General features: G+C 39.7%; 22 protein-coding genes and 1 riboswitch. Of the genes, 10 read left to right on the forward strand and 12 right to left on the reverse strand.

What is annotated here, in order from left to right; all coding sequences use genetic code 11:
* The first annotated feature begins 272 nt into the window (after positions 1-272).
* From V7164_RS01060 to msrA, 5 genes are all read left to right on the forward strand, one after another.
* Complete coding sequence (locus V7164_RS01060) at positions 273-2,405, forward strand: MMPL family transporter (protein ID WP_335353238.1); 2,133 nt, start codon at positions 273-275, stop codon at positions 2,403-2,405.
* 152 nt (positions 2,406-2,557) lie between these two features.
* On the forward strand, positions 2,558-3,823 hold the full coding sequence (locus tag V7164_RS01065) for an MFS transporter (RefSeq protein WP_335353219.1): 1,266 nt from the start codon (positions 2,558-2,560) through the stop codon (positions 3,821-3,823).
* A 201-nt stretch (positions 3,824-4,024) separates the two neighbouring features.
* A complete protein-coding gene (locus V7164_RS01070) occupies positions 4,025-5,233 on the forward strand; it encodes an MFS transporter (RefSeq protein ID WP_335353220.1) in 1,209 nt (402 codons plus the stop codon).
* 78 nt (positions 5,234-5,311) lie between these two features.
* The gene (locus tag V7164_RS01075) at positions 5,312-5,503 is read left to right on the forward strand and encodes a hypothetical protein (protein WP_335353221.1); all 192 of its coding nucleotides are present in this window, start codon (positions 5,312-5,314) and stop codon (positions 5,501-5,503) included.
* 88 nt (positions 5,504-5,591) lie between these two features.
* Positions 5,592-6,554 carry a peptide-methionine (S)-S-oxide reductase MsrA gene (gene msrA / locus V7164_RS01080; protein ID WP_335353222.1) on the forward strand — a complete coding sequence of 321 codons (963 nt, stop codon included), beginning with the start codon at positions 5,592-5,594 and terminating at the stop codon, positions 6,552-6,554.
* 66 nt (positions 6,555-6,620) lie between these two features.
* On the opposite strand, the gene V7164_RS01085 is transcribed toward msrA, so the two are convergent.
* Entirely contained in the window at positions 6,621-6,923 is a 303-nt protein-coding gene (locus V7164_RS01085; RefSeq protein ID WP_335353223.1) for a YciI family protein, read from the reverse strand.
* Between the two features lie 418 nt (positions 6,924-7,341).
* Between V7164_RS01085 and V7164_RS01090 the strand changes: the two genes are divergently transcribed.
* Together V7164_RS01090 and V7164_RS01095 are read left to right on the forward strand one after the other, a co-directional pair.
* Entirely contained in the window at positions 7,342-8,514 is a 1,173-nt protein-coding gene (locus tag V7164_RS01090; protein WP_335344806.1) for a ParM/StbA family protein, read from the forward strand.
* Between the two features lie 9 nt (positions 8,515-8,523).
* Positions 8,524-9,123, forward strand: a complete 600-nt coding sequence (locus V7164_RS01095) for a hypothetical protein (protein ID WP_335353224.1) — start codon at positions 8,524-8,526, stop codon at positions 9,121-9,123.
* Positions 9,124-9,339: 216 nt separating this feature from the next.
* Here V7164_RS01095 and deoD read toward each other — a convergent pair whose 3' ends face one another.
* Together deoD and V7164_RS01105 are read right to left on the reverse strand one after the other, a co-directional pair.
* Complete coding sequence (gene deoD, locus V7164_RS01100) at positions 9,340-10,044, reverse strand: purine-nucleoside phosphorylase (protein ID WP_335344804.1); 705 nt, start codon at positions 10,042-10,044, stop codon at positions 9,340-9,342.
* Between the two features lie 176 nt (positions 10,045-10,220).
* Positions 10,221-10,937, reverse strand: a complete 717-nt coding sequence (locus V7164_RS01105) for a Crp/Fnr family transcriptional regulator (protein ID WP_335353225.1) — start codon at positions 10,935-10,937, stop codon at positions 10,221-10,223.
* Positions 10,938-11,268: 331 nt separating this feature from the next.
* Between V7164_RS01105 and V7164_RS01110 the strand changes: the two genes are divergently transcribed.
* Positions 11,269-12,555 (forward strand): NCS2 family permease, encoded by a 1,287-nt coding sequence (locus tag V7164_RS01110; RefSeq protein ID WP_335353226.1) that lies wholly within the window; start codon positions 11,269-11,271, stop codon positions 12,553-12,555.
* A gap of 288 nt (positions 12,556-12,843) precedes the next feature.
* On the opposite strand, the gene dapA is transcribed toward V7164_RS01110, so the two are convergent.
* From dapA to V7164_RS01140, 6 genes are all read right to left on the reverse strand, one after another.
* On the reverse strand, positions 12,844-13,731 hold the full coding sequence (gene dapA / locus V7164_RS01115) for a 4-hydroxy-tetrahydrodipicolinate synthase (protein ID WP_335353227.1): 888 nt from the start codon (positions 13,729-13,731) through the stop codon (positions 12,844-12,846).
* 136 nt (positions 13,732-13,867) lie between these two features.
* Positions 13,868-14,047: riboswitch (Lysine riboswitch) on the reverse strand.
* A gap of 99 nt (positions 14,048-14,146) precedes the next feature.
* Positions 14,147-14,893: an amino acid ABC transporter ATP-binding protein gene (locus V7164_RS01120; protein ID WP_335353228.1), complete on the reverse strand. Its 747-nt coding sequence runs from the start codon at positions 14,891-14,893 to the stop codon at positions 14,147-14,149.
* A 14-nt stretch (positions 14,894-14,907) separates the two neighbouring features.
* Positions 14,908-15,564, reverse strand: a complete 657-nt coding sequence (locus V7164_RS01125) for an amino acid ABC transporter permease (protein WP_335344797.1) — start codon at positions 15,562-15,564, stop codon at positions 14,908-14,910.
* Positions 15,565-15,633: 69 nt separating this feature from the next.
* Positions 15,634-16,407, reverse strand: coding sequence for an amino acid ABC transporter substrate-binding protein (locus V7164_RS01130; protein WP_335353229.1), 774 nt, complete (start codon positions 16,405-16,407; stop codon positions 15,634-15,636).
* A gap of 185 nt (positions 16,408-16,592) precedes the next feature.
* Positions 16,593-17,750, reverse strand: coding sequence for a M20 metallopeptidase family protein (locus V7164_RS01135; protein WP_335353230.1), 1,158 nt, complete (start codon positions 17,748-17,750; stop codon positions 16,593-16,595).
* Between the two features lie 119 nt (positions 17,751-17,869).
* On the reverse strand, positions 17,870-19,267 hold the full coding sequence (locus tag V7164_RS01140) for a YfcC family protein (protein ID WP_335353231.1): 1,398 nt from the start codon (positions 19,265-19,267) through the stop codon (positions 17,870-17,872).
* A gap of 618 nt (positions 19,268-19,885) precedes the next feature.
* On the opposite strand from V7164_RS01140, the gene V7164_RS01145 reads away from it, so the two are divergent.
* Positions 19,886-20,875, forward strand: coding sequence for an ornithine cyclodeaminase family protein (locus V7164_RS01145; RefSeq protein WP_335353232.1), 990 nt, complete (start codon positions 19,886-19,888; stop codon positions 20,873-20,875).
* A gap of 298 nt (positions 20,876-21,173) precedes the next feature.
* Here V7164_RS01145 and V7164_RS01150 read toward each other — a convergent pair whose 3' ends face one another.
* Positions 21,174-22,664 carry a peptide MFS transporter gene (locus tag V7164_RS01150; protein WP_335353233.1) on the reverse strand — a complete coding sequence of 497 codons (1,491 nt, stop codon included), beginning with the start codon at positions 22,662-22,664 and terminating at the stop codon, positions 21,174-21,176.
* A gap of 241 nt (positions 22,665-22,905) precedes the next feature.
* Positions 22,906-24,396: a peptide MFS transporter gene (locus V7164_RS01155; RefSeq protein ID WP_335353234.1), complete on the reverse strand. Its 1,491-nt coding sequence runs from the start codon at positions 24,394-24,396 to the stop codon at positions 22,906-22,908.
* Between the two features lie 328 nt (positions 24,397-24,724).
* Between V7164_RS01155 and V7164_RS01160 the strand changes: the two genes are divergently transcribed.
* Positions 24,725-25,210, forward strand: a complete 486-nt coding sequence (locus V7164_RS01160) for a PaaI family thioesterase (RefSeq protein ID WP_335353235.1) — start codon at positions 24,725-24,727, stop codon at positions 25,208-25,210.
* A gap of 35 nt (positions 25,211-25,245) precedes the next feature.
* On the opposite strand, the gene V7164_RS01165 is transcribed toward V7164_RS01160, so the two are convergent.
* Entirely contained in the window at positions 25,246-26,667 is a 1,422-nt protein-coding gene (locus V7164_RS01165) for a PAS domain S-box protein (RefSeq protein ID WP_335353236.1), read from the reverse strand.
* Between the last annotated feature and the right edge of the window lie 276 nt (positions 26,668-26,943).

Raw genomic sequence — 26,943 nt, forward strand, 5'->3', positions numbered from 1 at the left:
GAAAAACACTAACATAGGAGCGTTCAATGTAAGGGTTTTGTAGGGTAAGCTAGAAAAACGCTAACATAGAAGTGTTCAATGTAAGGATTGTGAAGGTCTCGGTAAAAACACTAATATAAAACGGTAAATACATGTATTTTTATCGCTCTCCGATAAAAACACCCTCAAGAACTTGTTCCTTCCCAACCCACTCCTTTTTCAAGAGACAATTCTCTGCTCATCGGCTAAACTTAAAGGGTAAAAGTCATTGTTCAGATGGGGGGAAGGGGACTATTCGGACATTAGCGCGTTTTGTAACGAAAACATATAAATTTATCATTTTGGCATGGATAGTACTGACGGTTGTTATGTCGTTTTTTGCTATGCGGCTTCCAGCTATGCTGCAGGGCGATGGGTTTCGGATGAATGGGGAGCATTCGGAGGTTATGGATATCACTGCGGACACATTCAATATGCCAGTAGAAACCATGTTCCTCGTTTTCAACGAAGCTAGCGATAAAAAAATCGATGCTATGGTAAAAAAAGTAGAGGAACTTGGTGTTGCTTCTACCATAGCCTCGCCTTTAGAAGACCCGTCACTCTATAAAGATCAGCTAGCTTATGCCATTCTTCAATTTGATGATAAGGATCTGGATATGACCCAAGTCGTAACAGATATTCGTGAAACAATTGGAGATGAAGAGGGAATTGTGCTGACAGGGGCACCTGCGATTTCCAAGGATATCAATACAGCCAGTCAAAAGGATTTAATGATTGCAGAAGCGATTGGCCTCCCTATTGCAGTGATCGTTCTTCTTTTTGCTTTTGGAACGGTTATTGCTTCAACGATTCCGTTAATTATTGGAATTACAACGATTCTCATTTCCTTTGGAACGCTGACGATAGTAGGCGGCCATGTGGATTTATCTATATTTGTCATGAACATCATTCCGATGCTGGGGCTCGCGCTGAGCATTGATTTTGCTCTATTGTTTATTAGTCGGTATCGGGAGGAACGGAAAAAATCAAACTTGTTTGAGGCGGTTTCTACAACCATTCGGACAGCTGGGCGATCAGTCATTTTTTCTGCCTTTTGTGTGTTTATCGGTTTAGGCGCTATGCTTTTCATTCGAGTCGAGATTTTTCAAAATATCGCGATAGGCGGGATGATTGTTGTTGCGATGGCAGTGCTCACTTCCATCACGCTGCTGCCATCCGTATTAATCGCATTAGGGGATAAAATTGATAAGTGGCAGCTGCTAAAAGTAAACCAAAACGGGACGGATCGCTGGCGCCTTTTCGCAAATGCGGTCATAAAGCGTCCTGTTATCATTACGATCATCGCTCTCATTTTATTAGGAATTGCTCTTATCCCTGCAAAAGACATGAATTTAACGATTCCGCAAATTGATTCTTTGCCTGAGTCGTATGATTCCCGTCAAGCCTATGAGTTGCTGGAGGATGAATTTGGCCTTGGAAAGAAAGCCTCTGCTTTTATTGTAGCCGCCCGCGAAGATGGCTGGCAGGATACGGATGGTTTAGAGCAGATGAAGAAATTAGAAGAGGATCTGTTAAAAGACCCGCTAGTTGAAGAGGTCAAAACCATTTATGCTTTGAGCGGGATTCACTCGCCGGAGGAATGGGAACAGGCATGGACGGTACCCGAAATGAAGGCCAAGCTCGAACCGTTAACAGAATCATTCATTAAGGATGAAAAGCTGCTCATTCCCGTTACCTTAAATGCTTCTGGGGCCTCGACAAAAGCACAGGATTGGGCTCGCCAATTATCGGAAAAAGAAACAGAATTCGATTTACTCATTGGAGGACAGCCAAAATTTAATCAAGAAATCTTTGATGAAATTTCGAATCAAATTTGGCTCGTTCTCACCGTTATTATCGTTTCGACCTTTTTCATTCTGATGCTTGCATTCCGTTCGATTCTCATTCCGATTAAGGCAATCCTGATGAATATCATCGGATTAGCAGCGACGTTCGGGATCCTTGTTTATATTTTTCAATATGGTCATTTTGGACTGACGGCTGGTACGATTGCACTCATTATTCCGGTTCTCGTCTTTAGTCTCGTATTTGGGCTGAGCATGGATTACGAAGTTTTTCTTATTTCGAGAATGCAGGAGGAATATGCAAGTTCCTTTGACAATGACAGGGCCACTGTGGAGGGCCTAGCCACAACGAGTAAAATTATTACTTCCGCTGCCTTGATCATGATTGTTTTAACGGGTGCCTTTGCCTTTACGGATGTGATGCCGGTGAAACAGATCGGGGTTGGGATCGCTGTTGCCGTGGCCATTGATGCAACGATTATTCGGCTTTTGCTCGTCCCGAGCTTAATGAAGCTGTTTGGGAAATGGAATTGGTGGCTGCCTTTTCGAAAAGGTAGCTACAAAGCGGGGAATTGGCATTAATAAAATAAGGCTAGAAAATCACGGAGTACACCCCCAGACGTGCTCTGTGATTTTTTTTCGCGGTATTCCATATAATAGAAAAGAAAAGTTCGGCACACGAAGAATCTAGTGTATAATGAAGAAATCATAAAAATTTATAGGGGTAGAAACGAGTGGATAAACAAAATAGTAAGTATAGGTGGGTTGTTTTTGCCACAGTCTTGTTTACCTATTGTGTAATCGCAAGTCAAAGAACAGCCCCAGGATTAATTACAGATCAAATTATGAAGGACTTTAGTGTAACGGCATCGACCATTGGATTGCTGACAAGTATTCAATTTTTGGCGTATGCTAGTTTGCAAATACCAATTGGCATCCTGTCAGATCGATTCGGGCCTAATATTTTTCTTATCGCGGGAACATTATTAAATGGTGCAGGGACGATGATTTATAGCTTGGCAGAGCATGAATATGTTCTCTTGTTTGCTAGATTATTAGTAGGAATTGGGGATGCCACCATTTGGGTAAACGTAGTCTTAATCTTAAGTCTGTGGTTTAAGGGTAATGAATTTGTAGGATTGATTGGAATAGCGGGGATGGTTGGGAGTCTGGGCTTCCTGCTGGCAACAGTTCCTTTTTCTGAGTGGATTACGTTATGGGGCTGGAGAAAACCATTTTTTACAACGGGTCTTATATTATTGCTGAGCGGATTCATTCTTTACTTTGTCCTCGTTCATAAACCGAAACAGATGTTTAAAACCGATACTGATTCCGCATCTGCCCCCCAAAAAATAAGGGAAAAACGTGAAAAGACACTGAGTCTGCTTAGGCGCATCCTTACAAGCCGCCAAGCATGGGCAACCTTCTTTTGTCACTTCGGGATTGTCGGAACATATATCGGATTTATCGGTTCGTGGGCGGTGCCATATGGGATGCACATGTACGGGATGACACGTTCCGATGCGAGCCAGCTCATTATGATTGGTCTGATTGGTGCTGTTATGGGATCTCCTTTATCGAGCTGGGTGGCCAATCGGTTAGGGACGATTAAGCGGCCTTATGTCGTTGTTCATTTCATCACCGTTATTTGCTGGAGTGTGTTTTTTGTATTAAGCGGGAAGCCGCCACTTTTTATGCTGATTTCGCTATTCTTTATCATCGGCTTTTGTAACGGGGCTAATATGTTTACTTTTGCCGTTGTACGCCTATCCTTTGATGTAAGGGAAGTTGGATTTGTTTCGGGATTTGCGAATACAGGCGGTTTTCTGAGTGCTGTTCTTTTGCCAAGTATTTTTGGGAAGGTATTAGATCACTTTGGTACGGCTGCAGGTGGGTATCACTACGGATTTATCATACCGGTTTTATTTTCGCTTGTCGGTTTAATCGGGGGACTTCTAATTAAGGAACAGCGGCAGGAAGCTAAGAAAGCACTTGCTTAAATTATTCGAGAAAGCAAATAGGATTGCTTTCTTTTTTTTGCCTAAAATTTGCATTTCCAATATGTCTCTATTTTCCAGCCATTATGTATTAATGAGAAATTAAACACTTTTTTCCAAGTCTTTTTAATGCCATATCATAATATTTAGGATATAATCATATATATTTCGATTATCGAATGAAATTTAAGGGGAAATTTGGATATGTGGCGAAACAAAAATGTCTGGATCATTTTATGTGGGGAATTAATCGCTGGGTTTGGCTTATGGATGGGTATTATCGGAAACCTTGAATTTATGCAGGAAAAGGTGCCATCGGATTTTATGAAGTCTGTTATTTTGGCGATTGGGTTATTAGCCGGTATACTGGCTGGTCCCATTGCAGGAAGGATTACGGACCAAAAGAGGAAGAAAATGGTGATGATCTATGCAGGTCTAGGGAGAATGGTGAGTGTACTCTTTATGTTTATTGCATTGCAAACCGGCTCCATTCTTTGGCTTATATCCTTTGTCATTAGTATTCAGATTGCCGCTTCATTCTATTTCCCGGCACTTCAAGCAGCCATTCCTTTAATTGTGGATGGAAAAGATTTATTGAGAATGAACGGAGTCCATATGAATGTAGCCACGATTGCCCGGATTTTAGGTACATCCTTAGCAGGCATTCTGCTAGTAGCTATGTCGTTGTTTATGTTATATCTTTCATCATTTATTGCTTATTTCTTCCTATTCGTATTTACCTTATTTTTAAAAATTGATGAACCGGTTAAGCAGAAAAACACGAGCACGTCCAAATCAAAGGGCAGTTTTAAAGAGGTATTACCTGTCATTAAAGGGCTGCCGATCGTATTAATGACACTTGTTTTATCGCTTGTTCCGCTGTTATTCTTAGGCGGCTTTAACCTTCTAGTAATAAAAATTAGTGAATTTCATGATGATCAATTGCTGAAGGGGCTTATTTATTCGGCTGAAGGGATTGCCTTTATGATAGGGGCTTTTGCGGTGAAGAAAATGAGTGATCGCTGGTCACCTTATAGCATTATGTTTTTCTTCTCGCTCATCGTTGGATTTGCACAAGTTTCATTATTCTTCGTAGATTCAAAAATAGTGACGGTTACAGCCTTCGCGGTTGTTGGTTTTTCAGTTGGCTGTTTTTATCCTACTGCTGCGACCATTTTTCAAACAAGAATGCCGAAAGAATTCCATGGGCGCTTTTTCTCTTTCCGCAGTATGTTAGATCGAGTGATGTTCCAGGTGGTCCTTCTAGGAACAGGATTTTTACTGGATTTAGTTGGGCTGCAGATGATGGTAGTGATTTTCGGAATCATTTCTGCAGGATTGACCGTTTATTTCTATCTTCAGTTTAAGCGTCTTATCGGTCGTGAAAACCAGAAAAAAGCCATTTCCTTTTAAGAACTGTTTACTCGCATAATGCGCGTATGTTTGGAAACTCTATAGATGTATTTTAGTCATAGAGGGGAGTGTGCGCGCATGCTAAAGCGAAAGTTAGATCAAGCGAAGGAACAGCAGCGGGTAGTGGAAGCTCAAGACCAATTCGGGCATTTTGGCAAGACAGATACGGAGTTTTCCTTAGAGGAAAGCGTACAACAGGCGATAGCGAAAAGCCAGGCTTACCAGGCGCAAAACCAACAGCCAACCTATGAGCCAAATAAACCTTTTTAGAATAATCTGCAGTCAGGCGGGAGTAAACTACTCTCGTCTATTTTTTTGCGGTATGATAATAGAAAGTAAAGAAAGGAGCTGATTTGGAATGTCAGAAAAACTAGAGCTGGCAACGTTTGCTGGAGGCTGCTTTTGGTGCATGGTATCACCATTTGATGAGCAGCCGGGGATTAGGGAGGTCATTTCAGGCTACACGGGCGGTCATAAGGAAAATCCAACTTATGAAGAGGTTTGCTCCGATACAACTGGACACTATGAAGCGGTCCAAATTACATTCGATCCTGCTATTTTCCCGTATGAAAAATTACTTGACCTGTTTTGGCAGCAAATTGACCCAACCGATGAGGGAGGGCAGTTCAATGATCGTGGGCTATCCTATCGTACGGCGATTTTTTATCATAATGAAGAGCAAAGGGAAATGGCCGAAGCCTCAAGAAAGGAATTGGCTGAGAGCGGTCGTTTTCAAAAACCGATCGTAACTGAAATTCTGCCAGCGAGCCGTTTTTACCGTGCGGAGGATAAGCATCAGCATTATTATAAAACGAACCCACTTCACTATAATCTTTACAAAGAAGGATCGGGCCGTGCGCGATTTATACGCGAGAACTGGAAAAACCGCAAAAGTGAAGAACAATTGAGGAAGGAGTTAACTCCGATTCAATATGAAGTAACACGAAATAACGCGACTGAGCCTCCGTTCCGAAACGAATTTTGGGACCATACGGAAGAGGGAATCTATGTAGATATTATTTCAGGTGAGCCGTTGTTTAGTTCGAAGGATAAATACGATGCCGGCTGCGGCTGGCCGAGCTTTACAAAGCCATTGCGAAGAACAGAAATTGAGGAAAAGTTTGATGGCTCTTACGGAATGAGGCGAATAGAGGTCCGTGCAAAAACATCCGACTCCCATTTGGGGCATGTCTTCGATGATGGACCTGGTCCAGACCATGCGCGGTATTGTATAAACTCTGCTGCACTGCGATTTATTCCTAAGAACAAGCTTGCGGATGAAGGGTATGGAGAGTATTTGAAGTTATTTGAACATCATTAATATATGATGATTGTTAAAGGGAACAAAGACAAAGGTTAGCCTACTCATGTCTTTGTTCCTAGCTTTTTATTTTCTTAGTATTGCTAATCGATAAGGGGAAAGCTTTGCTTCCATAATTCCATTTTTAACAGCAGGATCATTTTCCATAAGCTCTATTGCTTCTTCTTCTGTATCTACTTCCAAAATAACTAGCCCTAGTGGGTCAGTATCTAATGTTCTGCCTGCTAATATGAGTTTCCCTTCCTTTTCTAAGTTTTGTAAAACCTCAAAATGCTCCTGAACAATGTTATTCTCCTTGTCAGTCCAATTGTCTTCATCTAATAACGATGGAATGAGCTTAAGTTGATATAGAAATTGTAATTTTTCCATGAAAAATATCTCCTTTTTTATTTAATTATTCAAGATGCAGATCTGATTTCTTATTACATAAGGAAAGAAAGGGTGGAGATGTAAAAATAGTGGCAAAGGATAAAATAAAAATCAATCGTGCTAGATTCATTTATTAACTGTTTACTTGTTTACAAACTGTAAACTTTCCGTACACAAATTCGTTTACTTGTTTACAAATTCGTATACATCCTTCAGTAGCAATAGGTGTACGAATTTGTTACACAAGTATACATAAATGTTTACAAAAAATCACTAAGTTTACAAGATGTTTACTGATTTACAGTTGTATTTTATTTCGGCTACGTCCATTGAAGATTTCAATTATCCCCCTTAACCTTAAATGTAGAAACTGCTTTATACATATAAAACAATTAAATAGAAAAGGGATGAAGATGAAATGACTAAATCCAGAATTGCAGCGATTGATGTTGGAAATGACTCGGTTAAGGCTATTTTCGGGGAAGTAGAGTACGAATTAAATATTCCTAATATTATTGCTAGGGACACAGAGGATCGTCCGATCATTGGAATTGAAGAACTCGATCAGAAAAATCCGCTTGATGGCATACATATAAAGGTCCATTCACCTGCTCTAAAGGAGAATAACGTCATCTACCGAGTTGGAAACTTGGCAACAAAAAGCAATAGCGCATCAGAGCTTGACCCTGGGAGCAGTAAATCAGAGGAAGATCAAACATTAATTATGCTTTTTGCAACACTGGCTTTAGATGCAGTAAGGTCAGAAAACAAAGATGTCTTCCAGCGGACAAAAAATATCATCGATGCTGCCTACACACTCGGAACGGGACTCCCTCTTCGTGAGGTTAAGGAGGGAAAGGATGCTGGATACCGTTCGAAATTAATAGGGTCTGTCCATCAGGTGGAATTTCTTGTTACCCCTAAATACCAAGGATTAAAGGTGAATCTAAGGTTCGATGAGGTCAAGGTATATCCTGAAGGATTTGCTGCTTATATTAATCTAGTCATGGATAATGATTTAAAGATTATTAATAAGGATCTTATCGACAAAAGGATTATTATCCAGGATATCGGGGGGCTGTCTACCGATATAGCGGTTATTAAGAACCGAAATGTTGATGATGATAAGGCTCAAGGGTTTAATCTTGGTGTGTCCGAATCATTAGAAGCCATTAGAGAAGAAATAAGATCCAAGCATGGCATTGAACTCGACAGCCGCAGAGATGTGGTTGAAATTATCACGAAGAAAAATGACCGCAATCATATTATGGTAAAAGGAAGCCGTACAAGTGTCCATGACATTACAGATCGAATCCTGCTTGATTTGGCTAAGAAGCAGTATCGTTTATTGCGGAATGTGTGGCAAAAAAACTCGCAGACAGAGATCTGCTATTTTGTCGGCGGCGGAGCGAATGTACTCAAGGAATATATAAAAACCATAAACAATAATTTAGATGGGTATAACATAGATTTTTTTGAAAATGAAAAAGAGAGCATTTGGATGATGGCCAATGCCTATTATAAATTAATTAAAGACTATTCAAGGAAAATGGAAAAGGTAAAAGCGGTCAAAGAGCCTGTGAAGGGCTAAGGTGATTCTATGGAAAAATCAAAATCAGGTATGATCAAAAGGGGACAAGCGATATCCTTTCGCGTCCCTTCAGATACACCTGACCACTTATTAAAGCATCTCCAAAAGCTAAAGGAAACGGAACGAAGAAATTTCTCAAGCAAAATGGCCGAGTTTGTTCTAGAGGGAGTTGGAAAATCCTGCTCCCAAGAAAGGGAAACGATCACTATTCCACTTCCTCAGAGATTGAGTAAATCCCAGCGAGATTGGCTAAAGCATGAGCATTCCGAAGCCCTCATAGGCAATATTATTTATCAGCTGCTAATCGATCCCGTTCGGTCAACCTCATTACTCGCATCTATGAACAGCAAATCTATCGATATTAATGAAGCATTGTATTTGCAAGAAGAACCCGAGATTCCCACTGTAAATGAGGAAACGGCTAATCTTTCAAAATATGAACAGGAATCAGCAGCTGCTTTAGAAGAATCAATGGACGATGATCTAATGGCGTTTGATTGGGAAACCGCCAAGAAAAATCAGGAGCTGGAGGTAGAGGAAGAAACTGCCGAAACCAATTTCGACCTTGATGATCTGCTTGGTGATTTCCTTGCTAAGATGAATAAGTAGAATACTAAAAGCAGTGACTATTTAGAAAAAAGGCACTGCTTTTTTGTTTGAACAGCTCTATGTATAGTAGAGGGTTTCTAAGAGGAATAAAATGGATAAGAGGGTATCGGTTTTACTTAAGAGCCGTACGATAGTCTTACTGTACGGCTCGATAAGCTTAGGATTGACTTGATCATCAAGTTAAGGTTAGAAAATGTATCTCTTTTCAATATTACTTTATTTTGTTACCGCCTCTAAAGCCACTTCAATCATGTCATTAAAAGTGGTTTGTCTTTCCTGAGCTGTTGTTTGCTCATGAGTAATGATGTGATCACTTACAGTTAAAATAGATAAAGCTTTCACGCCAAATTTGGCTGCTAAATAATAAAGTCCAGCCGTTTCCATTTCAACAGCAAAAACGCCTAATTTTCCTAGCTTTAAAAATGTTTCCGTATCGTCTGTATAGAAAAGATCAGAAGATAGAACATTACCCACATGAAGATTAAGGCCCTTTTCAACGCCGATTTCGTATGCGCTCTTTATTAATTCGAAATTCCCGATTTGTGGAAAATCATATCCAGGAAAATCATTGCGGATAATAGCTGAGTTTGTGGCAGCAGCTTGAGCAATGATGACATCACGAATTTTTACATCCTCTTGAATGGCTCCGCAAGTGCCAACGCGAACAAGGCTTTTGGCGCCATAATCTTTAATTAATTCATGAATATAGATAGATGCTGATGGCATACCCATCCCTGTTCCTTGTACGGAAACACGTTTCCCTTTATATGTTCCTGTGAAGCCCAGCATGCCTCTCACTTGGTTATAGCAAACAGCATCTTCTAGAAAAGTCTCAGCAATATATTTGGCACGCAGCGGATCTCCCGGCAGTAATACGGATTCTGCAATTTCTCCAACTTTTGCCTCGATATGAAAACTCATATATCTTCCCTCCAAAATTCTATCATTCGAAAGCGATTCCAAAAAATCATAACACAATAAAATTTTGAAGTCTGTTAAAGGGATAACGACAAAAGTGTGAGCCAATTCACAAAAAAACGTTAATCGCATAACTGAACTACCTACAACTATTTGCTATATTTGAATTACTCTCCAGACTAAAGAGAATTCCATTTGCGAAGTGATGGGGTCTCTTCAGTTTCGTTACATATCAATTCCAGTTTGTCTTTTTCAAGGAGGTAAAAATACTTACCTTGTACATCAATAAGGCCCTCATTTTGAAAATCACCTATGGTTTTGGAAATTGATTCTCTCGTCACACCCAGCATATTTGCTAGTAAAGACTGATTTACTTTCAGGTCTATTTTGTAACCGTTATCACATGGTTTTCCGAAGTTATAAAATAAATCTATGAGTAAATTTGCAACCTTCGTACGGACATCATAGAAGGTTAAATACCGAACTAGCCGATTAAGGATGCGGGTCCTCTCGACAAGAATCATATAGGCTTTTCTAAGGACTGATGGATATTTTTCCACGATATTTAAGAAATCATTCCTGGAAATAAGCCAGGTTGAAACATTCTCTATTGCTTCAATCGATGAGATTCGGTGCTGGTCGTTAGAAAGTGCTTCTGTCTCACCAATAATATCTCCAGGCATTGTTATACCAAGTACAACTTCCCTGCCTTCATGTATACGGCAGACTTTTGCCATTCCTGAGCGAATGATATAAATCTCATCACTTTGATCATTTTCAAATATTAGAACATGGTTTTTTTTGAAATGACGTTCTTTAAGTAAAGGAATGATATTAGATAATTCATTCTCGGTAATATTAGCGAAAATAGCGCAGTCTGTAATTTTGGTAATCAAAGGAATCCAACCTTTCAGTTCATTGTTTCTACTTTCTTTGGAATGATAATGAACATTATACCATGGGAATTAATACGAAAAATTTGTTTAAAAGATCAGGTTTCATTAATATTGGACTTGAAGGATTCATAGTAGCGGTGCTTTCTTTTCAGCGATTATCGCTTACTATGCCGAAACGGTAGGATTAGGATCTCTATCTCTTGGATTGGCTTAGTTAGGGCATTTGTTTTTACTGTCATTTTTTCGATTATTCATGCCCTTGAGGGTTATATATTCTTGCGGCAAGCACAATCTGCTGTGGTGCTTTTCATTAGAAAGAAGTGATTGGCTCTTGTTAAAACAATTAAATCAATGGTTTCATCTTCAAGAAGAAAATACGAGTGTCCGCACAGAGATGGTTGCTGGCCTAACCTCATTTATTACGGTAGCCTATATCATTGTTGTCAACGGTGCGATTTTGAATATGGCTGGCATGCCTTATGAAGCTGTCACTATTGCCACAGTGATTTGCTCCTTTATAGGCTGTATGTTATTAGCCTTATGGGCAAATTCTCCACTGGTCATCGTTCCAGGGATGGGGGACAACGCGTTTTTCGTATTTACACTCGTGTTATCTTTCGACCTATCTTGGCAGCAGGCTTTAGCCGTTGTGTTGATAGCGGGAATTGTTTATGTATTAACGACAACTTCGAAAGTCGCTGTTTTTTTATCAAACTCTATTCCGATGTCTATGATTCATGCTATGACTGCAGGAATTGGCTTATTTATTGCATTTCTAGGTCTGAAAAATGGGGGTGTAATCGTAGCAAACGAGGGAACCTTTGTAGCGCTGGCAAAGATTAGCGATCCCCATGCATTAACGACCTTGCTTACTCTGCTTATTCTTGTACCGTTGTTTCAGAAGAATGTTAAAGGGAACTTTTTGATCGGAATTTTGATAGGGACATTCATTGGAGCTTTATTTGGTATTGTGGACTTTTCAAAGTTGCGTGATTTCCATCTCTCATTTAACGGTTATCAAGAGGTTTTTTTAGCTTTTGATTTTAGCCAAATAGGTACGTTTCATTTTTGGACAGCCGTATTTTCTTTATCGATGGTCATTATTTTCCAAAATATGAGTGTTCAGCTTGGCATGCTTCCAGATAAATCGAAATTTCGCAAGTCCTTTCAAGCTCATTCCTTTTCAGTCATCGGTGCGGGCCTTTTTGGCTGCAGCCCGACAACGACCGCTGCTGAGTCCGCAACAGGTATTGCCGCGGGCGGCAGAACGGGCTTAACCTCATTAACAACTGGCTTACTGTTTATACCGGCACTTTTTCTAACACCAATTTTTAAAGTGATTCCTAATAGTGCAATCGCACCCGTTTTGATCATTGTTGGATGTCTTATGGTCCAATCGATAAAAGAAATTCCCTTTAGCGATTTTACAGAGGCTTTCCCTGCCTATTTAATGCTGGCCATCATGCCGCTAACGTTTAATATCGCTAACGGAATTGCTTTTGGCTTTATTGCTTACCCGGTATTAAAGTGGGCAACAGGCAGAAAAAAGGAAGTTACAGGAACGATGTATGTCATTGCTTTTTTCTTTCTTCTGTATTTTGTTGCAGGTACACTTTGAAGCGGTCGTCATGAGAACTTTATGGAACACGTTTTCGAGGGGATCCACCCGAAACGCTCGCCATGGAAGCTTCATGGAGCGCGTTTTCAAGTGGAGCCGTCCAAAACGATCGTCATGAGAGCTTCAAGGAGCGCATCTTCAAGTGGGGACGCCTGAAACGGTCGTCATGAAAGCTTTATGGCGCGTGTTTTTCAAAGGGAGCCACCTAAAATGGTCGCCATGAAATAATAAAAAGCACACTCCTATCAACCGAGTGTGCTTGAATGTCTTCTTCTATTTATAAGCCTTTTACCCTACATTTACTGGCTGAGGTGTTTGCAATACTTCCTGCAATGCAGTCATTTCCGTATTGTTTAAAGGAACTAATGGGAGCCGGACTCCGCCAACTTGAATGCCTTGCAGATTAAGAGCAGCTTTTACTGGTGTTGGATTTGGAGCATTAAATAAAGCCTTCATAATCGGAAGAAGCTCGCGATGGGCAGCAGCTGCTTTCTGAAGCTCACCATTTTTAAAGCTATTAATCATGTCTTGCATTTCGTTCCCGATAATGTGGGCAGCAACAGATACAATCCCTGCTCCTCCAATAGCTAGAACCGGTAAAGTAAGACCGTCATCCCCACTGTATAAAGTAAAGTCAGCTGGGGTTTGGCTGATGATTTGGGCCATGGCATCTAAGTCACCGCTAGCTTCCTTAATTGCTACGATATTTTGAATTTCTGAAAGTCTTACAATGGTCTCAACTGACATATTCACAACGCTTCGTCCTGGAATATTGTACAGCATGATCGGTAATGACGTTGCTTCAGCAATAGCTTTAAAATGCTGATACATGCCTTCCTGAGATGGTTTGTTATAGTATGGCGCAACAAGCATAATGCCATCCACTCCAGCCTCTTCAGCCTTTCTAGTCAAGCTAATGGAAGCTCTTGTATTATTCGAACCTGTTCCAGCTATGATGGGAACTCTGCCGCCAGCTACCTCAACAACAAACTTAAATAGAGCCACTTTCTCTTCCTCTGTTAAAGTTGGCGACTCACCAGTAGTACCTGCAACAACTAATCCGTCTGACCCATTCTCGATTAAATAGTTAACTAAATTTTTTGTCGCTTCAAAATCAACCTCACCGTTATGATCAAATGGCGTTACCATTGCTGTAAGTACTTGACCAAAATTCATAACTTCACACACCCTTTTTTAAATTTTTTTTTAAAAAGTAGAGGTGATAGGGCCTATTTAAAACTAAACGCAAAAAAGCAACAACGAGGGACTCGCTGTTGCTATAGAAACAATAGTGTAAAAAAATCACCGTTTCTTGTGCGATAGCCCTCCATATAGTCTCTCCTATATGACAGTCCTGTATTTATTCAACACAGGCCCAGCTTTAAGAACATGAGATTCCTAAAACTTCGGCAAATTCCCCTTTTCACAATCATCATAGGGTCTCATTATCCTCCGATTGTGTACTGATGGTCTTTGCGCCTCTATCCTCACTTCAAAAAGATCTTGAAATAAGAACTTATTTAATTGTATTCAATGTTAACTGAAGGTTCCCATAATTGCAAGGGATTTTTAGAAATGTTTTTCCATTAGCTTATTTAAGCACCCGATTCAAGAAGGCTTTTGTCCGGTCAAATTGAGGATTTGAGAACAATTGGTCCGGGTGGCCGGACTCCGCAATTTCTCCGTTATCCATAAATAGAACCTGATTGGCGACCTCTTTAGCAAAGCCCATTTCATGAGTGACGACAATCATCGTCATTTGTTCTTCAGCGAGTGTTTTCATTACTTGCAGCACTTCACCCGTTAATTCCGGGTCTAGGGCTGAAGTAGGCTCATCAAACAGAAGAATCTCTGGCTCCATCATTAAAGCTCTCGCAATAGCGACCCTTTGTTTTTGTCCGCCTGAGAGATTTCCAGGATATGTGCCTGCTTTATCCGCTAACCCAATCTTCTCGAGAATTTCCATGCTGCGCTTGTGAAGGGATTCCGCAGATTCCTTTTTCACCATCTTAGGAGCAATTTCTAAATTTTCTCTTACCGTAAGATGAGGAAATAGATTAAAGTGCTGAAAAACCATCCCCATTTTGGACGTAATCCGATTCAATTCCTGCGGTTTGGAATACTCACCATTTTTAACTAGGTAATTACCATCTATACAAATGCTGCCATCATCGATTTTCTCAAGATGAATCAGGCTTCGAAGCATGGTGCTTTTTCCTGAACCGGAAGGGCCAATGACGGCGATGACATCATTCTTTTTAACATCAAATGTAATTTGCTTCAGGACATTTAAATGACCGTATGATTTTTTTAGGTTGGATACTTCTATGATAGCCATAATATCAATCCTTCTTATTCAAATTTATAGCGCCGTTCTAGCCATTTAAAGAGCAACGTTAAGATAAGCGTAATTCCTAAATAAATAATGCCGGCAATGAAAAACGGCACAATGGTAAAGTCGCGGTTGACGGCTGTCTGGGCAAAGTGCAAAAGCTCCGGTACAGCGACAGCATATAGCAATGCAGTATCCTTAACAAGTGTCACCGATTCATTTGAAACAGCAGGGAGCGCAATACGGAACATTTGCGGCAGTACTATTCTTGTCGTTGTCTGCCATTTGCTTAAGCCAAGAACCTGTGAAGCCTCATATTGTCCCTTATCAATAGCCAAAAGACCACCACGGAAAATTTCCGCGAAATAGGCGGCGTAATTCAAAATAAAGCCTAAGCAGGCTGCAACAAAACGGTCAAGCACTAAATATTCCCCGATTACAGGGATAAGCGGGAGCCCGAAACAAATAAATAATAATTGCAAGAGGAGCGGGGTTCCACGCATCACATAAATATAGGCCTGTGCCAACCACGAAAGAGGCTTGATCGAACTTTTTACAGCTAAAGTTAAAAGAAAGCCTAATGGAATGGACACTATGATGGCGATAATAAATAATAGGATTGTCATCTGAGCCCCTTCAAGCATGGGCTTAATAATTGTGAGAATGTAGTCCATCATGAAAGAATTCCTCCAAAAACAAAACAGGCTTTCCGAGGGAAACCCTGTTTGCTTCTATAATTTGTACGATTAATTTAGAACTTTGTCTTCACCAAACCATTTTTCTGAGATTTCAGCAGCAGTACCGTCCGCGCTCAACTCATCAAGGGCTTTTTGCAGTTCTTTTAATAACTCATCGTTCCCTTTTTTCACACCTACACCGTATTCCTCTGGCGCTAATGATTCATCGAGAACCTTAAATGTACCCTCTTCTTGGGCCATATAGTAATCAATAACGACTTCATCAATGATAACCGCATCTACTCGGCCAGACTTTAAGTCACTTAAAGCAAGAACATTATCGGCGTATTCGGAAACAGACTTGATGCTGTCTTTAATCGGATTTGCATTTAAGGCATCAGATGCAGAGGAAAGACTTTGAAGACCAATCACCTTTCCATCCAAATCAGCCAAAGTGCTAATGTCAGAATCAGCTTTTGTTGCAATTACTTGGGCATTCGCTAAATAAGGCTTTGTGAATAAAACCATTTCTTTTCGTTTATCAGTAATGGTATACCCATTCCAGATGAGGTCGATTCGTCCGCTGCTGAGTTCAGATTCCTTTGTTTTCCAATCAATCGGCTGGAATTTAACTTCTTTCCCCATTTTTTCAACTGCAGCTTTCGCATAATCGATATCAAAGCCTACAAGATTATTATCCTTATCACGGAAGCCCATAGGAGCAAATTTATCGTCAATTCCAATAATAATTTCGTTATTCTTCGTGCTGGCATTTGATGAACAGCCTGCCAAAATAGTAAAAACAGTAAATAAAGATAGAATAATAGCTGAAAAACGTTTCATTAGTAGTAGACCACCTTTTGTTATAATCCTTTAGTGCGTTACCATGTTATCATGATAACAAGATAAAATAAAAAAGTAAATAGAAATATTAGGAGATTGATTCTAGTAAAAAAGCTGAGGAAAATTAGACAATAAAAAAAGAGGGGAGCGGCCCCTCTTTCATTAGAAAAATCCTATCATGTTGCTTAAGCATTTAAAGCCAGCTGAAGCATCGTTTCAATACCTGCTGGAATCGTATCCTCATCTACATCAAATTTTGGATGATGGTGAGGGTACTGGCTTTTCTCTCCTTGCATGCCAATGTTGACGAAAGCCCCAACTCTTTCCTTCAAATAAAAGGAATAGTCTTCTGCTCCCATTACGGGATCAATGGACATAAACACGCCTTCACCAAAGGTTTTTTCGATGATTCCTTTTGCATATTCGCATGCTTCTGGATGATTGTATAACGGTGGAGTCCCTTCGATAAAATGATAATGACCTTTTGCGCCAAAGCTTGCACAAATGTCCTTTGTTAATTGCTCTGTTTTTTCGTGCATTAATTCGGCGCCTTCAAATGTTAGGGCCCGAATCGTACCTTGCAGCGTCACCTTATCTGGAATGACATTATAGGAATTACCAGCTTGCATGCCTCCAATTGAAATCACGCCCGCGTGCAAAGGATTCAGGTTTCGGCTGATAATGGATTGGAACGACTGAATAAGATGAGTGGCAATATAGATTGGATCGACCGCCTCATGAGGATAACCGCCATGTCCGCCTTTTCCTTCGATCGTGATGTCAAAGTCATCACTGGAAGCCATTGCATAGCCTGTGGCAAATCCGATTTTGCCAAGCGGCACACCGGACATATAATGGATTCCGTAAATAGCGTCCACACCATCTAAAACGCCCTCTTTCACAAGCTGCTTCGCTCCACTAGGAGACGCTTCCTCAGAGCTTTGGAAGATGAACACAATATTATTTTTTACTAAATGCGGATTCGAGCTCATCCATTTAGCAACGGCGAGCAGGGTAGCTGTGTGGGCATCATGGCCGCATCCGTGCATAACGCCTGGAACAGTTGAAATGTAAGATTTGTCTCCCTCTTCTTGAAGGGGAAGGGCATCCATATCCGCTCTAAGTGCAATTGTTTTTTTTCCTTCGGTCCCTTTAAAATAGCCGACTACATTTGGTGCTGAAAAACGATTGTCAACGGCAATTCCGAATTCAGCTAATCTTTCCTTTACATAAGCAGCTGTTTCGTATTCTTGCCCCGATAGCTCAGGGTGCATATGAAAATGTCTCCGAAGTTTAATTGTCCAGTCGATTAAATTTGAATCAACTAATTTTGTCTGTAGCATGATGAATGAAACCTCCAAATCATAATTAAGTCATAAAACTTTTGGTCATGGAAAAGCCTATGGAGCATGCGGTTAGGATTAAAGGTTTCCTCCGCATACCCCATAGGTGAATTCAATTCTTAAAAAGGCCCGTATTTTATCATTTGTGCAATCAGCAGGAAAACAATCGCTAGTCCTACTTGAATGAATATAAATGGGAGTACCCATTTTACCCATTTTGTATAAGGAATGCCAGCCATCGCAAGCCCCGCAATGAGTACGCCTGATGTTGGGAATATAGAATTGGATATCCCATCACCAAGCTGAAACGCTAGAACGGCTGTCTGTCTTGTCACGCCTACTAAATCAGACAGAGGAGACATAATTGGCATTGTAAGAGCCGCTTGTCCGCTTCCAGATGGAACGAGGAAATTTAGAAACAGCTGAACGAAAAACATCCCCATTGCATTTAAGGCTGGCGGAAGCAGACCTAGGAAGGAAGAAGAGTAATAAAGAATTGAATCCATCAGTTTCCCATCCTGGATGACAACAAGGATCGCCTGCGCAAATCCAATGATGATGGCTCCGCTGATGACTTCTTTTACTCCTTCTAAAAAGCTGTCTGCAATTTTATTCGGGCTTAATTTTCCGATGACCCCGGCAATAACTCCAAATAATAGGAAGAGGGCGCCGATTTCAGTTATATACCAGCCTAGTTTTAAAACGCCAAAAATGAGTGCAACAAAGTTAAGAAGAAAAACAATTAATACTAATTTATGACGAGTTTCGAGCTTTATTTGTGTTTGCTTATTTTTACTTGTTCCTTCATGGAAATTGCCAAAAAATTTAAGCTCAGGATTTTTTTTGATTTTTTTAGCATAGCGATAAATATAAATAACTCCTGCTAAATAGAAAGCCGCGAGAAGAACTAGCCTTAAACCCATGCCAGAAAAAGTTGGCAGTTCGGCAATGTTTTGGGCAACCCCAATGTTAAATGGATTCATAACGGCACTCATAAATCCAATATTCGCTCCAAGTGCTACAATCGCATACCCAACCATGGCATCAAAGCCTAAAGCAATAGCTAATGGCGTAATGATCCCTATATAAACGATCGTTTCTTCCGCCATCCCCATCAATGTGCCGCCAGCCGCAAAAAACAGCGTTACTACTGGAATAAGCAATAATTCTTTATTGGCTAGCTTGTTAGTAATACTGACAATCAAAGCATCGAGAGCGCCAGTCGCCTTTAATACGCCAAAGGCGCCGCCCACAAGTAAAACGAAAAAGATGATTCCTGCTGCTTGGACCATGCCTGAATGAATGCTAGTAAAGATATGAAAGAATCCAACTGGAGATGGGTCCGTAAAATGAAATGAGTCCGGAACGACAATCGTGCGTCCAGCCTTCTCAATTCTATCATATTCTCCTGCTGGCAAAATATAAGTCAAAATCGTAGCGATGACAATGACAAAGAAAATGAGGACAAAAGCATTGATGTTCAATCCTTTTTTGTCTTGTTGAATAGGATTATCCATTTTTAAGCTCCTTTATTGTAAAATAATAAAATTGTCGATATTCCGATGAAGCGGAAATAGTCCATCGACAAAGACCATGACTATATGAATGTAAATAAGTTCACAAAATGAATTTTTATGCACTTTATTGTAAGATGCATTCAATTATATTGCAATAATAATTTGCGATTTAAAAAAATTGGTTAGATTGGCATAGTGGAATATATTCATAGGAATTATTCCTATTTAGGAAAATTATTTATCCATAATTAATATTTGGATACTATAGCGATTTTAGTCAAATACCACCCCGTTTCCCTTGAAAAAATTGTAATTTAGCCCAAATTACTTTTAAAAAGAAGAGATATAGAGCGACGTCTATAATATTTGGAAATATGGAAATAATGGGACTTTTATATTGTTAAATCCTTCTTCAGCCGTTATGATGGTGATAAAATATAGGGGAGGGATATCTTGGAAAGTAAGGTGCGTTCCCGTGGCGATATATATTATTTTATCAGCGCTCATTTCTCTTGTTGTGATTTGCGCTGTGCGTGACCGTAAGAATTGGAAGTAGCTTAAAAAAATAAAAGGGACCGAGGCAAGTGGTTTTCCTTTACTAGAAAGAAGGTACTTATTTTGCTAGTCATATCAGAAAAACAACTGCGATCCATGTATACAATGAAGGACGCGATTCAGGACTTGGAACAAGCTTTACAACATTACATAGAAGGAAAAATTCTTAATCCGCACAGGACGGTTCTGGAATTCCCCGAAAAGAATGCATCGGCCCTCTATATGCCTAGTGCCATGGAGCCAATCGGAAAAACGGCTGTCAAGGTAGTCACCATTTTTCCAAACAATCCATCAGTAGGGAAGAAGACCACTCAGGGTGTCATTGTTTTAAGTGACACCGACAATGGAGACCATCTTGCTTGCATGAATGCCTCTTATTTAACAAGGCTTCGTACGGGGGCGGTAAGTGGGATCGCAACGAAGTATCTTGCGAAGGAAACAGCATCAACGGTAGCAGTCATTGGCTGTGGCGGAATGGCAGAGGAGCAGCTTCAGGCTGTTCTGGAGGTTCGTGATATTAAGAAAATCTTGCTTTATAATCGAACAAAAGAAAGAGCACATGCATTTGCTGATAAAATTGCAGATCTTAGCCCAGAGTATAAAGGCGAAATTGCGATTATAGGTCATGCAGATGAAGCTGTTTCGAAAGCAGAGATCGTTATTTGCAGTACGCGCTCAGAAACTCCTGTTTTTTCAGGGGAAGCGCTGCAGCCTGGAACACATATTAATGGTGTTGGATCGTATCTCCCGCATATGCAAGAGGTAGACGTACAAACTCTTCGTAAATGCTCAAAAATTGTTGCTGATACGATTGAAGGAGTAAAAGATGAGGCTGGTGATTTTATTATTCCTGCAAACAGAGGAGAATGGAGTTTTTCAGACCTTCATGGGGAAATTGGAGAGCTGGCAGCAGGGAGAATCGCTGGCAGGGAATCGGATGAAGAGATCACCTTTTTTAAATCAGTTGGGATTGCATATTTTGATTTGGCTGTTGCATCGGCCGCCTATGAAAAGGCTATTAAGCTCGGTGTAGGAAGAAAAGTAGAAATATAAGAAGGTAGTTTAAAAGGGTTCAAACAAAGAAAATCAATAGTGTTGATATGAGAAGGGGCATCCAGTAGTCGAAAAATCGACTTATTAGATGCCCCTTGCTTTTTTTCTTAATTTTAGCGGACAGACAATCCTCTATTTCCATAAATTCGCATATTTATCGAATGAATCGGACACAGGATCCGCTAATGAATGAAATCTATAAGAAAATAGCTTTCTTTTCACTCAATAGCGGAACCCAAGTCTATTAACTTCTAAAAAGCAATCTTTTTAGATAAATAACGGAACCAGGGTCCTTTTTTTAACGAATTCCTTTCATGAAGCTCTGAATTTTTGGAGCTAACATAAAAAGGATGATCGAAAGCACGATGGAAGCCCCGCCGATGATGCCAAAGTACATCATTTCCGTTTCTGGTGAATAGAACTTAACGATTTGTGCATTAATCGCCCCTGCAGCTGCTGTTGATAAAAACCATAGACTCATTGTCTGTGCAGAGAAAGCAGCAGGTGCTAATTTCGTTGTAGCTGAAAGTCCTACAGGTGATAAGCATAGTTCGCCAAGAGAGACAATTAAATAACTTAGTGCAAGCCATATTGGACTAACTAGCGAATCTCCGCCACTCAAATACCCTGGCAATAGAATGACGATAAAGGATAATCCAGCTAATAATAAAGCGATTGAAAACTTTTGCGGAATGGTTGGCTGGCGCTTCCCTAACTTTATCCAAAGCCAAGCAAATACAGGTGCAAAGATGATAATAAATAATGCTGGCAGAGATTGGAACCAAGCAGGTGAAATATGAATGCCTGCAAAATCTAATTGTGTACGCTTATCTGCATAGTTTGCAAGAATAGTAGCCCCTTGATCATAAATAACCCAGAACATGACAGAAGCAATAAAAAGCGGAATATAGGCAATGACTCGAGAACGTTCCACATCTGTTGTTTTTTTACTGCGGTACATCACAATGAAATACAAAGTTGGTATTAAAATACCAAGAACTCCAATGAATGCAATAAATACATCAAAAGTTAAATACCCTGCAGGAATAGCGACTGCACAGATGGCAGCGATTGCAATTACAGATAAAACAAAAATTGTAAATACCTTTTTCTTCTCATTTGGAGATAGTGGATTAGGAACGATTGTTCCTGCAAGCCCGAGATTTTTTTTCTTAGTAAAAATAAAAACGAGTAATCCTAAAAACATCCCAATAGCAGCAAAACCGAAACCTAGGTGGAAGCTTTTTCCCATAGCGCTGCCTGTGATTAACGGAGCAAGGAATGCGCCAAGGTTAATTCCCATATAAAAAATACTGAAGCCAGAATCACGTCGTCCATCTTCTTCGCTATACAAGTCACCAACAATACTAGAAACATTCGGTTTCAATAATCCGGTACCAAGTACAATCAGCACCATGGAAATAAAGAACATCGTTGTATTTCCGGGAATAGCCAAAGCGACATGACCAAACATAATTAAAATTCCGCCGTAAAATACAGCTTTAGATGTGCCGATTAACCTATCTGCCATCCAGCCGCCAATAATTCCCGACATATAAACGAGTGCACCGTAAATCGACATAATTGATAGCGCAAATGACTGATCTAATCCTAAACCGCCTTTTGACACTTCATAGTACATATAGAATACAAGAATAGCCCTCATACCGTAATAGGAGAAACGCTCCCAAAATTCAGTGAAGAATAATGTAAATAGTCCCTTTGGGTGACCAAAAAACCCTTTTCTGGGAACGCTTTCAACAATTTGTTGCCTGCTAATATTTGACATAAGACGACCTCCTTATTATTCTATAATACTTTCGAAAGTTCGAAATTGTCAAAAGGGTATTTAGGGAAAAGAAGATACTCAGCCTCTAAACCTTGGTATAATTGGATTTCGATTACCAAATTTCTAAAATTTAGTTTTTTTGAAATAATAAATATATATTATGTTTTTCTTCGGATAGGAAAAACAAAAAAGAAGCAAGGACTCCTTGCTTCTTTTCATTAAATGACAAGCACTTCTAAAATTAACGAATCCCTTTCATAAAGCCCTGAATTTTCGGAGCTAAGATAAATAGGATGATGGAGAGTACGATGGATGCTCCACCAATGATACCGAAGTAAGCCATTTCTGTTTCAGGTGTGTAAAATTTAACAATTTGTGCATTAATAGCTTGAGCAGCAGCGTTTGATAAGAACCATAAGCTCATCGTTTGCGCTGAGAAGGCTGCAGGCGCTAGTTTAGTCGTAGCAGATAGACCAACTGGTGATAAACATAATTCACCAAGGACGGCGATGAATATACTTAGGACAAGCCATAATGGATTAACCAATGTATCAGTACCGCCAAAGTACGCTGGTAAAAGAATTACAAGGAATGATATACCAGCGAAAAGTAAAGCTATCGAGAATTTTTGCGGGATAGATGGCTGGCGATTTCCTAGTTTCACCCAACCCCAAGCAAATACTGGTGCCAAAACAATAATAAACAACGGGTTTAATGATTGGAACCAAGCTGGTGAAATCGTAATTCCTGCAAAGTTTAACTGTGTCCGAGTATCCGCATAAGCTGCAAGGATGGTAGAACCTTGCTCTGCAATGGCCCAGAACATGACGGAAGCAATGAAAAGTGGAATATAGGCAATGATTCTTGAGCGTTCTACATCAGTTGTTTTTTTACTGCGATACATGACAACGAAATAAGCAGTTGGAATCAAAATACCCAAAATTCCTACAAGTGCAATAAAGCTATCAAACGTTAGATACCCGGCTGGAATGGCAATTGCACAAATAATAGCAATAATAACGGCGACTAATCCAAATATCGTAATGGTCTTTTTCTTCTCATCTGGTGAAAGTGGATTGTGTACAATGGTGCCAGCGAGACCAAGATTTTTTTTCTTTGTAAAAATAAATACTAATAACCCTAAAAACATTCCGACAGCAGCTATACCGAAGCCTAAATGGAAGCTATAACCCATTGTACTTCCGACAATTAGTGGTGCAAGGAACCCTCCAAGGTTAATGCCCATGTAGAAAATACTGAAGCCGGAATCTCGGCGATTATCTTCTTCGCTATAAATTTCCCCAACAACACTTGAAACGTTTGGTTTCAATAAACCTGTACCAAGTACAATCAGTACCATGGAAATAAAGAAAAGTGTGATATTTCCAGGTATAGCTAAGGCTAAATGACCAAACATAATCAAAATCCCGCCGTAGAAAACGGCTTTTGACGTTCCGAATACTCTGTCGGCTAACCAGCCGCCGATGATTCCCGACATATATACTAATGATCCGTATATGGACATAATGGCAAGGGCAGTAGGCTGGTCAATACCTAATCCGCCTTTTGACACTTCATAGTACATATAGAAAACGAGAATGGCTCTCATTCCGTAATAAGAGAAACGCTCCCAGAATTCTGTGAAGAAAAGGGTAAACAATCCTTTAGGATGTCCGAAAAATCCCTTTTGCGGGACGCTCGCAACAATTTGCTGCTTATCTATTTTAGACATGTAAAAATCCTCCTTACTTTTTTCTATAATTTGCAATCTTACAGAAAGCTATTCGTATTAAAAAAATAATGAATAATATTATTCTATAATACTTTCGATAGTTTTAAATTGTCAAAAACTATTTTTTAACAGTGGGTGATGAAATTGTTTTAATCATTGTAATATAAGCTATTATGCAAAAGCGGTCAATAAAAATAAGTTATTTTAAAATAGTGAATTTATTTTGATAAAGAGGAATATTCAACATTATCATTGCTTCTAGTTAAATGAAAAGCAGCTGTTATTTTTTTGCGTTATGTTATAATTTTCTAAAAAAGGGGGAGAAGGGATGAAAGATCAGGTACTTCATGCAATTCAAGATATTTATCCGGATGACTTTGCCTGGTGCTATGGGTGTGGCCGCTTAAACGAGAATGGCCACCATTTTAGAACGGGCTGGTTAGGGGAAAAGACGGTAACGTTGTATACGCCTAAAGAAGAGCATACCGCCATTCCGGGGTTTGTTTATGGAGGTTTAATTGCATCACTCATTGATTGTCATGGAACAGGATCTGCCGCATTGGCTCTGCACCGTAAAAATGGGCATGAGATTGGGGATGGAGCGGAGCCGCCGCGATTTGTAACTGGCTCCTTAAAGGTTGACTTTCTTAAACCGACCCCTCAAGATGTCCCATTAAAAGCAATAGGGGCTGTAACCGAAATACATCCGAAAAAGTGGAAGGTTGATATCGAAGTGTTTGCCGAGGATGTGGTATGCGCCCGCGGCGAAGTCATCGCGGTTGTCATGCCCAGCACATTTGCCAAGACGGAATAAATAATTCAAGCAGGAGGGAAGACCTCCTGCTTGAATTATATCGAGTATGGCAAAAGGATTTTGACATGGGTCCCTTTGGATGAACTCTCGATCATGATTTCTCCTTCATGCTCTGCAATAATGTTTTTGCAAATCATTAATCCTAGCCCCGTTCCTTTCTCCTTCGTTGTGAAGAAAGGCTCCCCGACTCGAGTAAGTAAATGTTCTGGGATCCCTGAACCTTCATCAGTGATCTGAATCATGATCCAGGCAGGATGCTGCTGTCGAATATCAATATGTATGGCACCGCCTTTGGGCATGGCCTCAATTGCATTTTTAAGAAAATTAATAAACACTTGTTTTAGTTTGTTTTCATCACAATTAATAATGGGCAGGTTTTGCTCGATCGACTTGATGATTTGGATATTATTTAAATTTGTTTGGGTTTCTAATAAGGTGAGGACATGGTTTAATACAACCTCAATGTTTTTCTGGGCAAGTTTTGATTCTTGAGGCTTGGCTAGCCATAATAACTCATTTAGAATCGTTTCAATTCGATTAATCTCTGAGTTAATGACATCGAAGTATATTTTATTTTGCTTAAAGTCGCTTTCCATCATTTGAAAGAAGCCCTTTATGGCTGTTAAAGGATTCCTAACCTCATGTGCAATTCCGGCTGCTAACTGGCCGGCAATTGTCAGCTTTTCCGAATTAATCATCAATTCCTTTGTCTTTTCTCTTTCACTGACATCACGCATAATCATGTAGACAGCCGGAGTATTTTCAAATATTGTTGGGATCGTTTTTAATTCAATAGGAATGATCTTTCCATCCATGCGAATGAATTTCTTTTCAAATGGGCCAACAGAATGAATATGTAAATTGCGCTGTTTAAAACACTCATGGTCCTGATAAAAAATAAAGTCATAAATCGGTCTCCCGATAATATTTTCTTTATGCAGCAGCCCAAGCATCTCGATTCCTGTTGCGTTAATAAAAATACATTTTTCATCTTTTAAAATAATGACTCCATCCGGTGATTCCTCCACTAAGCTGTGATATCTGCCCTCACTTTCACGGAGCTTTTCTTCCGCTAACTTTCTGTCAGAGATATTCTGAATCTGACTGATGTAGAATAAAGGGCTGCCGTCCTCATCTCTCACTAATGAAACGCTCATTAAAGCCCAAATATACTGTTGGTTCTTATGGATATAACGTCTTTCCATTTGATATGAATTCCTTTTCCCTTCGAAAAGAACTTGAACAATATGTTCATCTATTTCTGCATCCTCTGGAGGAAGGATATCCATAATCGTTAATTGTAACAGCTCGTTTTCTTCATAGCCCAAACTGTCACATAAAGACTGATTCGCCTTTACTATTTTTCCATCCAATGAGATGAGTGCCATTCCTATTCCTGCGTGTTCAAAGGCATGGATGAATAATAACTGATTATCTAAATTAATTTTATTCATCATGAATACTCCTTAATAATGATTTATTCATTCTTAGTTACAGGATTTATGTAGTTAATTTAAAGGATTAGGAAAATATATTGCTTAATAAAAACTCCTCGTGTTTTAAAAACTACCTTTAGGAAAATAGTCACTTAACAATATAATACCATTATTGGAAAAAAATCATAGGAATTGCTAGGTGTCTTATGCCCAAGGATAGTAGGTCGGTGATGTTCCGTAAGTTATGTAAAAATCATAAACCTAGATTTTTTCAATACAATAGGTAAGGGGATTTTT

It is taken from the genome of Bacillus sp. JJ1474 (genome assembly GCF_036965225.1).
Classification (GTDB): Bacteria; Bacillota; Bacilli; order Bacillales; family Cytobacillaceae; genus Cytobacillus.

Bases quoted from the DNA above. Each gene is read 5' to 3' on its own strand.
- V7164_RS01160 (WP_335353235.1), top strand. From the start codon at position 24,725: ATGAAAGATCAGGTACTTCATGCAATTCAAGATATTTATCCGGATGAC.
- V7164_RS01070 (WP_335353220.1), top strand. From the start codon at position 4,025: ATGTGGCGAAACAAAAATGTCTGGATCATTTTATGTGGGGAATTAATC.
- V7164_RS01140 (WP_335353231.1), bottom strand. From the start codon at position 19,267: ATGGATAATCCTATTCAACAAGACAAAAAAGGATTGAACATCAATGCT.
- V7164_RS01085 (WP_335353223.1), bottom strand. From the start codon at position 6,923: ATGGAAAAATTACAATTTCTATATCAACTTAAGCTCATTCCATCGTTA.
- V7164_RS01090 (WP_335344806.1), top strand. From the start codon at position 7,342: ATGACTAAATCCAGAATTGCAGCGATTGATGTTGGAAATGACTCGGTT.
- V7164_RS01155 (WP_335353234.1), bottom strand. From the start codon at position 24,396: ATGTCTAAAATAGATAAGCAGCAAATTGTTGCGAGCGTCCCGCAAAAG.
- V7164_RS01165 (WP_335353236.1), bottom strand. From the start codon at position 26,667: ATGATGAATAAAATTAATTTAGATAATCAGTTATTATTCATCCATGCC.
- dapA (WP_335353227.1), bottom strand. From the start codon at position 13,731: ATGAATTTTGGTCAAGTACTTACAGCAATGGTAACGCCATTTGATCAT.
- V7164_RS01075 (WP_335353221.1), top strand. From the start codon at position 5,312: ATGCTAAAGCGAAAGTTAGATCAAGCGAAGGAACAGCAGCGGGTAGTG.
- deoD (WP_335344804.1), bottom strand. From the start codon at position 10,044: ATGAGTTTTCATATCGAGGCAAAAGTTGGAGAAATTGCAGAATCCGTA.
- msrA (WP_335353222.1), top strand. From the start codon at position 5,592: ATGTCAGAAAAACTAGAGCTGGCAACGTTTGCTGGAGGCTGCTTTTGG.
- V7164_RS01130 (WP_335353229.1), bottom strand. From the start codon at position 16,407: ATGAAACGTTTTTCAGCTATTATTCTATCTTTATTTACTGTTTTTACT.
- V7164_RS01120 (WP_335353228.1), bottom strand. From the start codon at position 14,893: ATGGCTATCATAGAAGTATCCAACCTAAAAAAATCATACGGTCATTTA.
- V7164_RS01095 (WP_335353224.1), top strand. From the start codon at position 8,524: ATGGAAAAATCAAAATCAGGTATGATCAAAAGGGGACAAGCGATATCC.
- V7164_RS01135 (WP_335353230.1), bottom strand. From the start codon at position 17,750: ATGCTACAGACAAAATTAGTTGATTCAAATTTAATCGACTGGACAATT.
- V7164_RS01150 (WP_335353233.1), bottom strand. From the start codon at position 22,664: ATGTCAAATATTAGCAGGCAACAAATTGTTGAAAGCGTTCCCAGAAAA.
- V7164_RS01125 (WP_335344797.1), bottom strand. From the start codon at position 15,564: ATGATGGACTACATTCTCACAATTATTAAGCCCATGCTTGAAGGGGCT.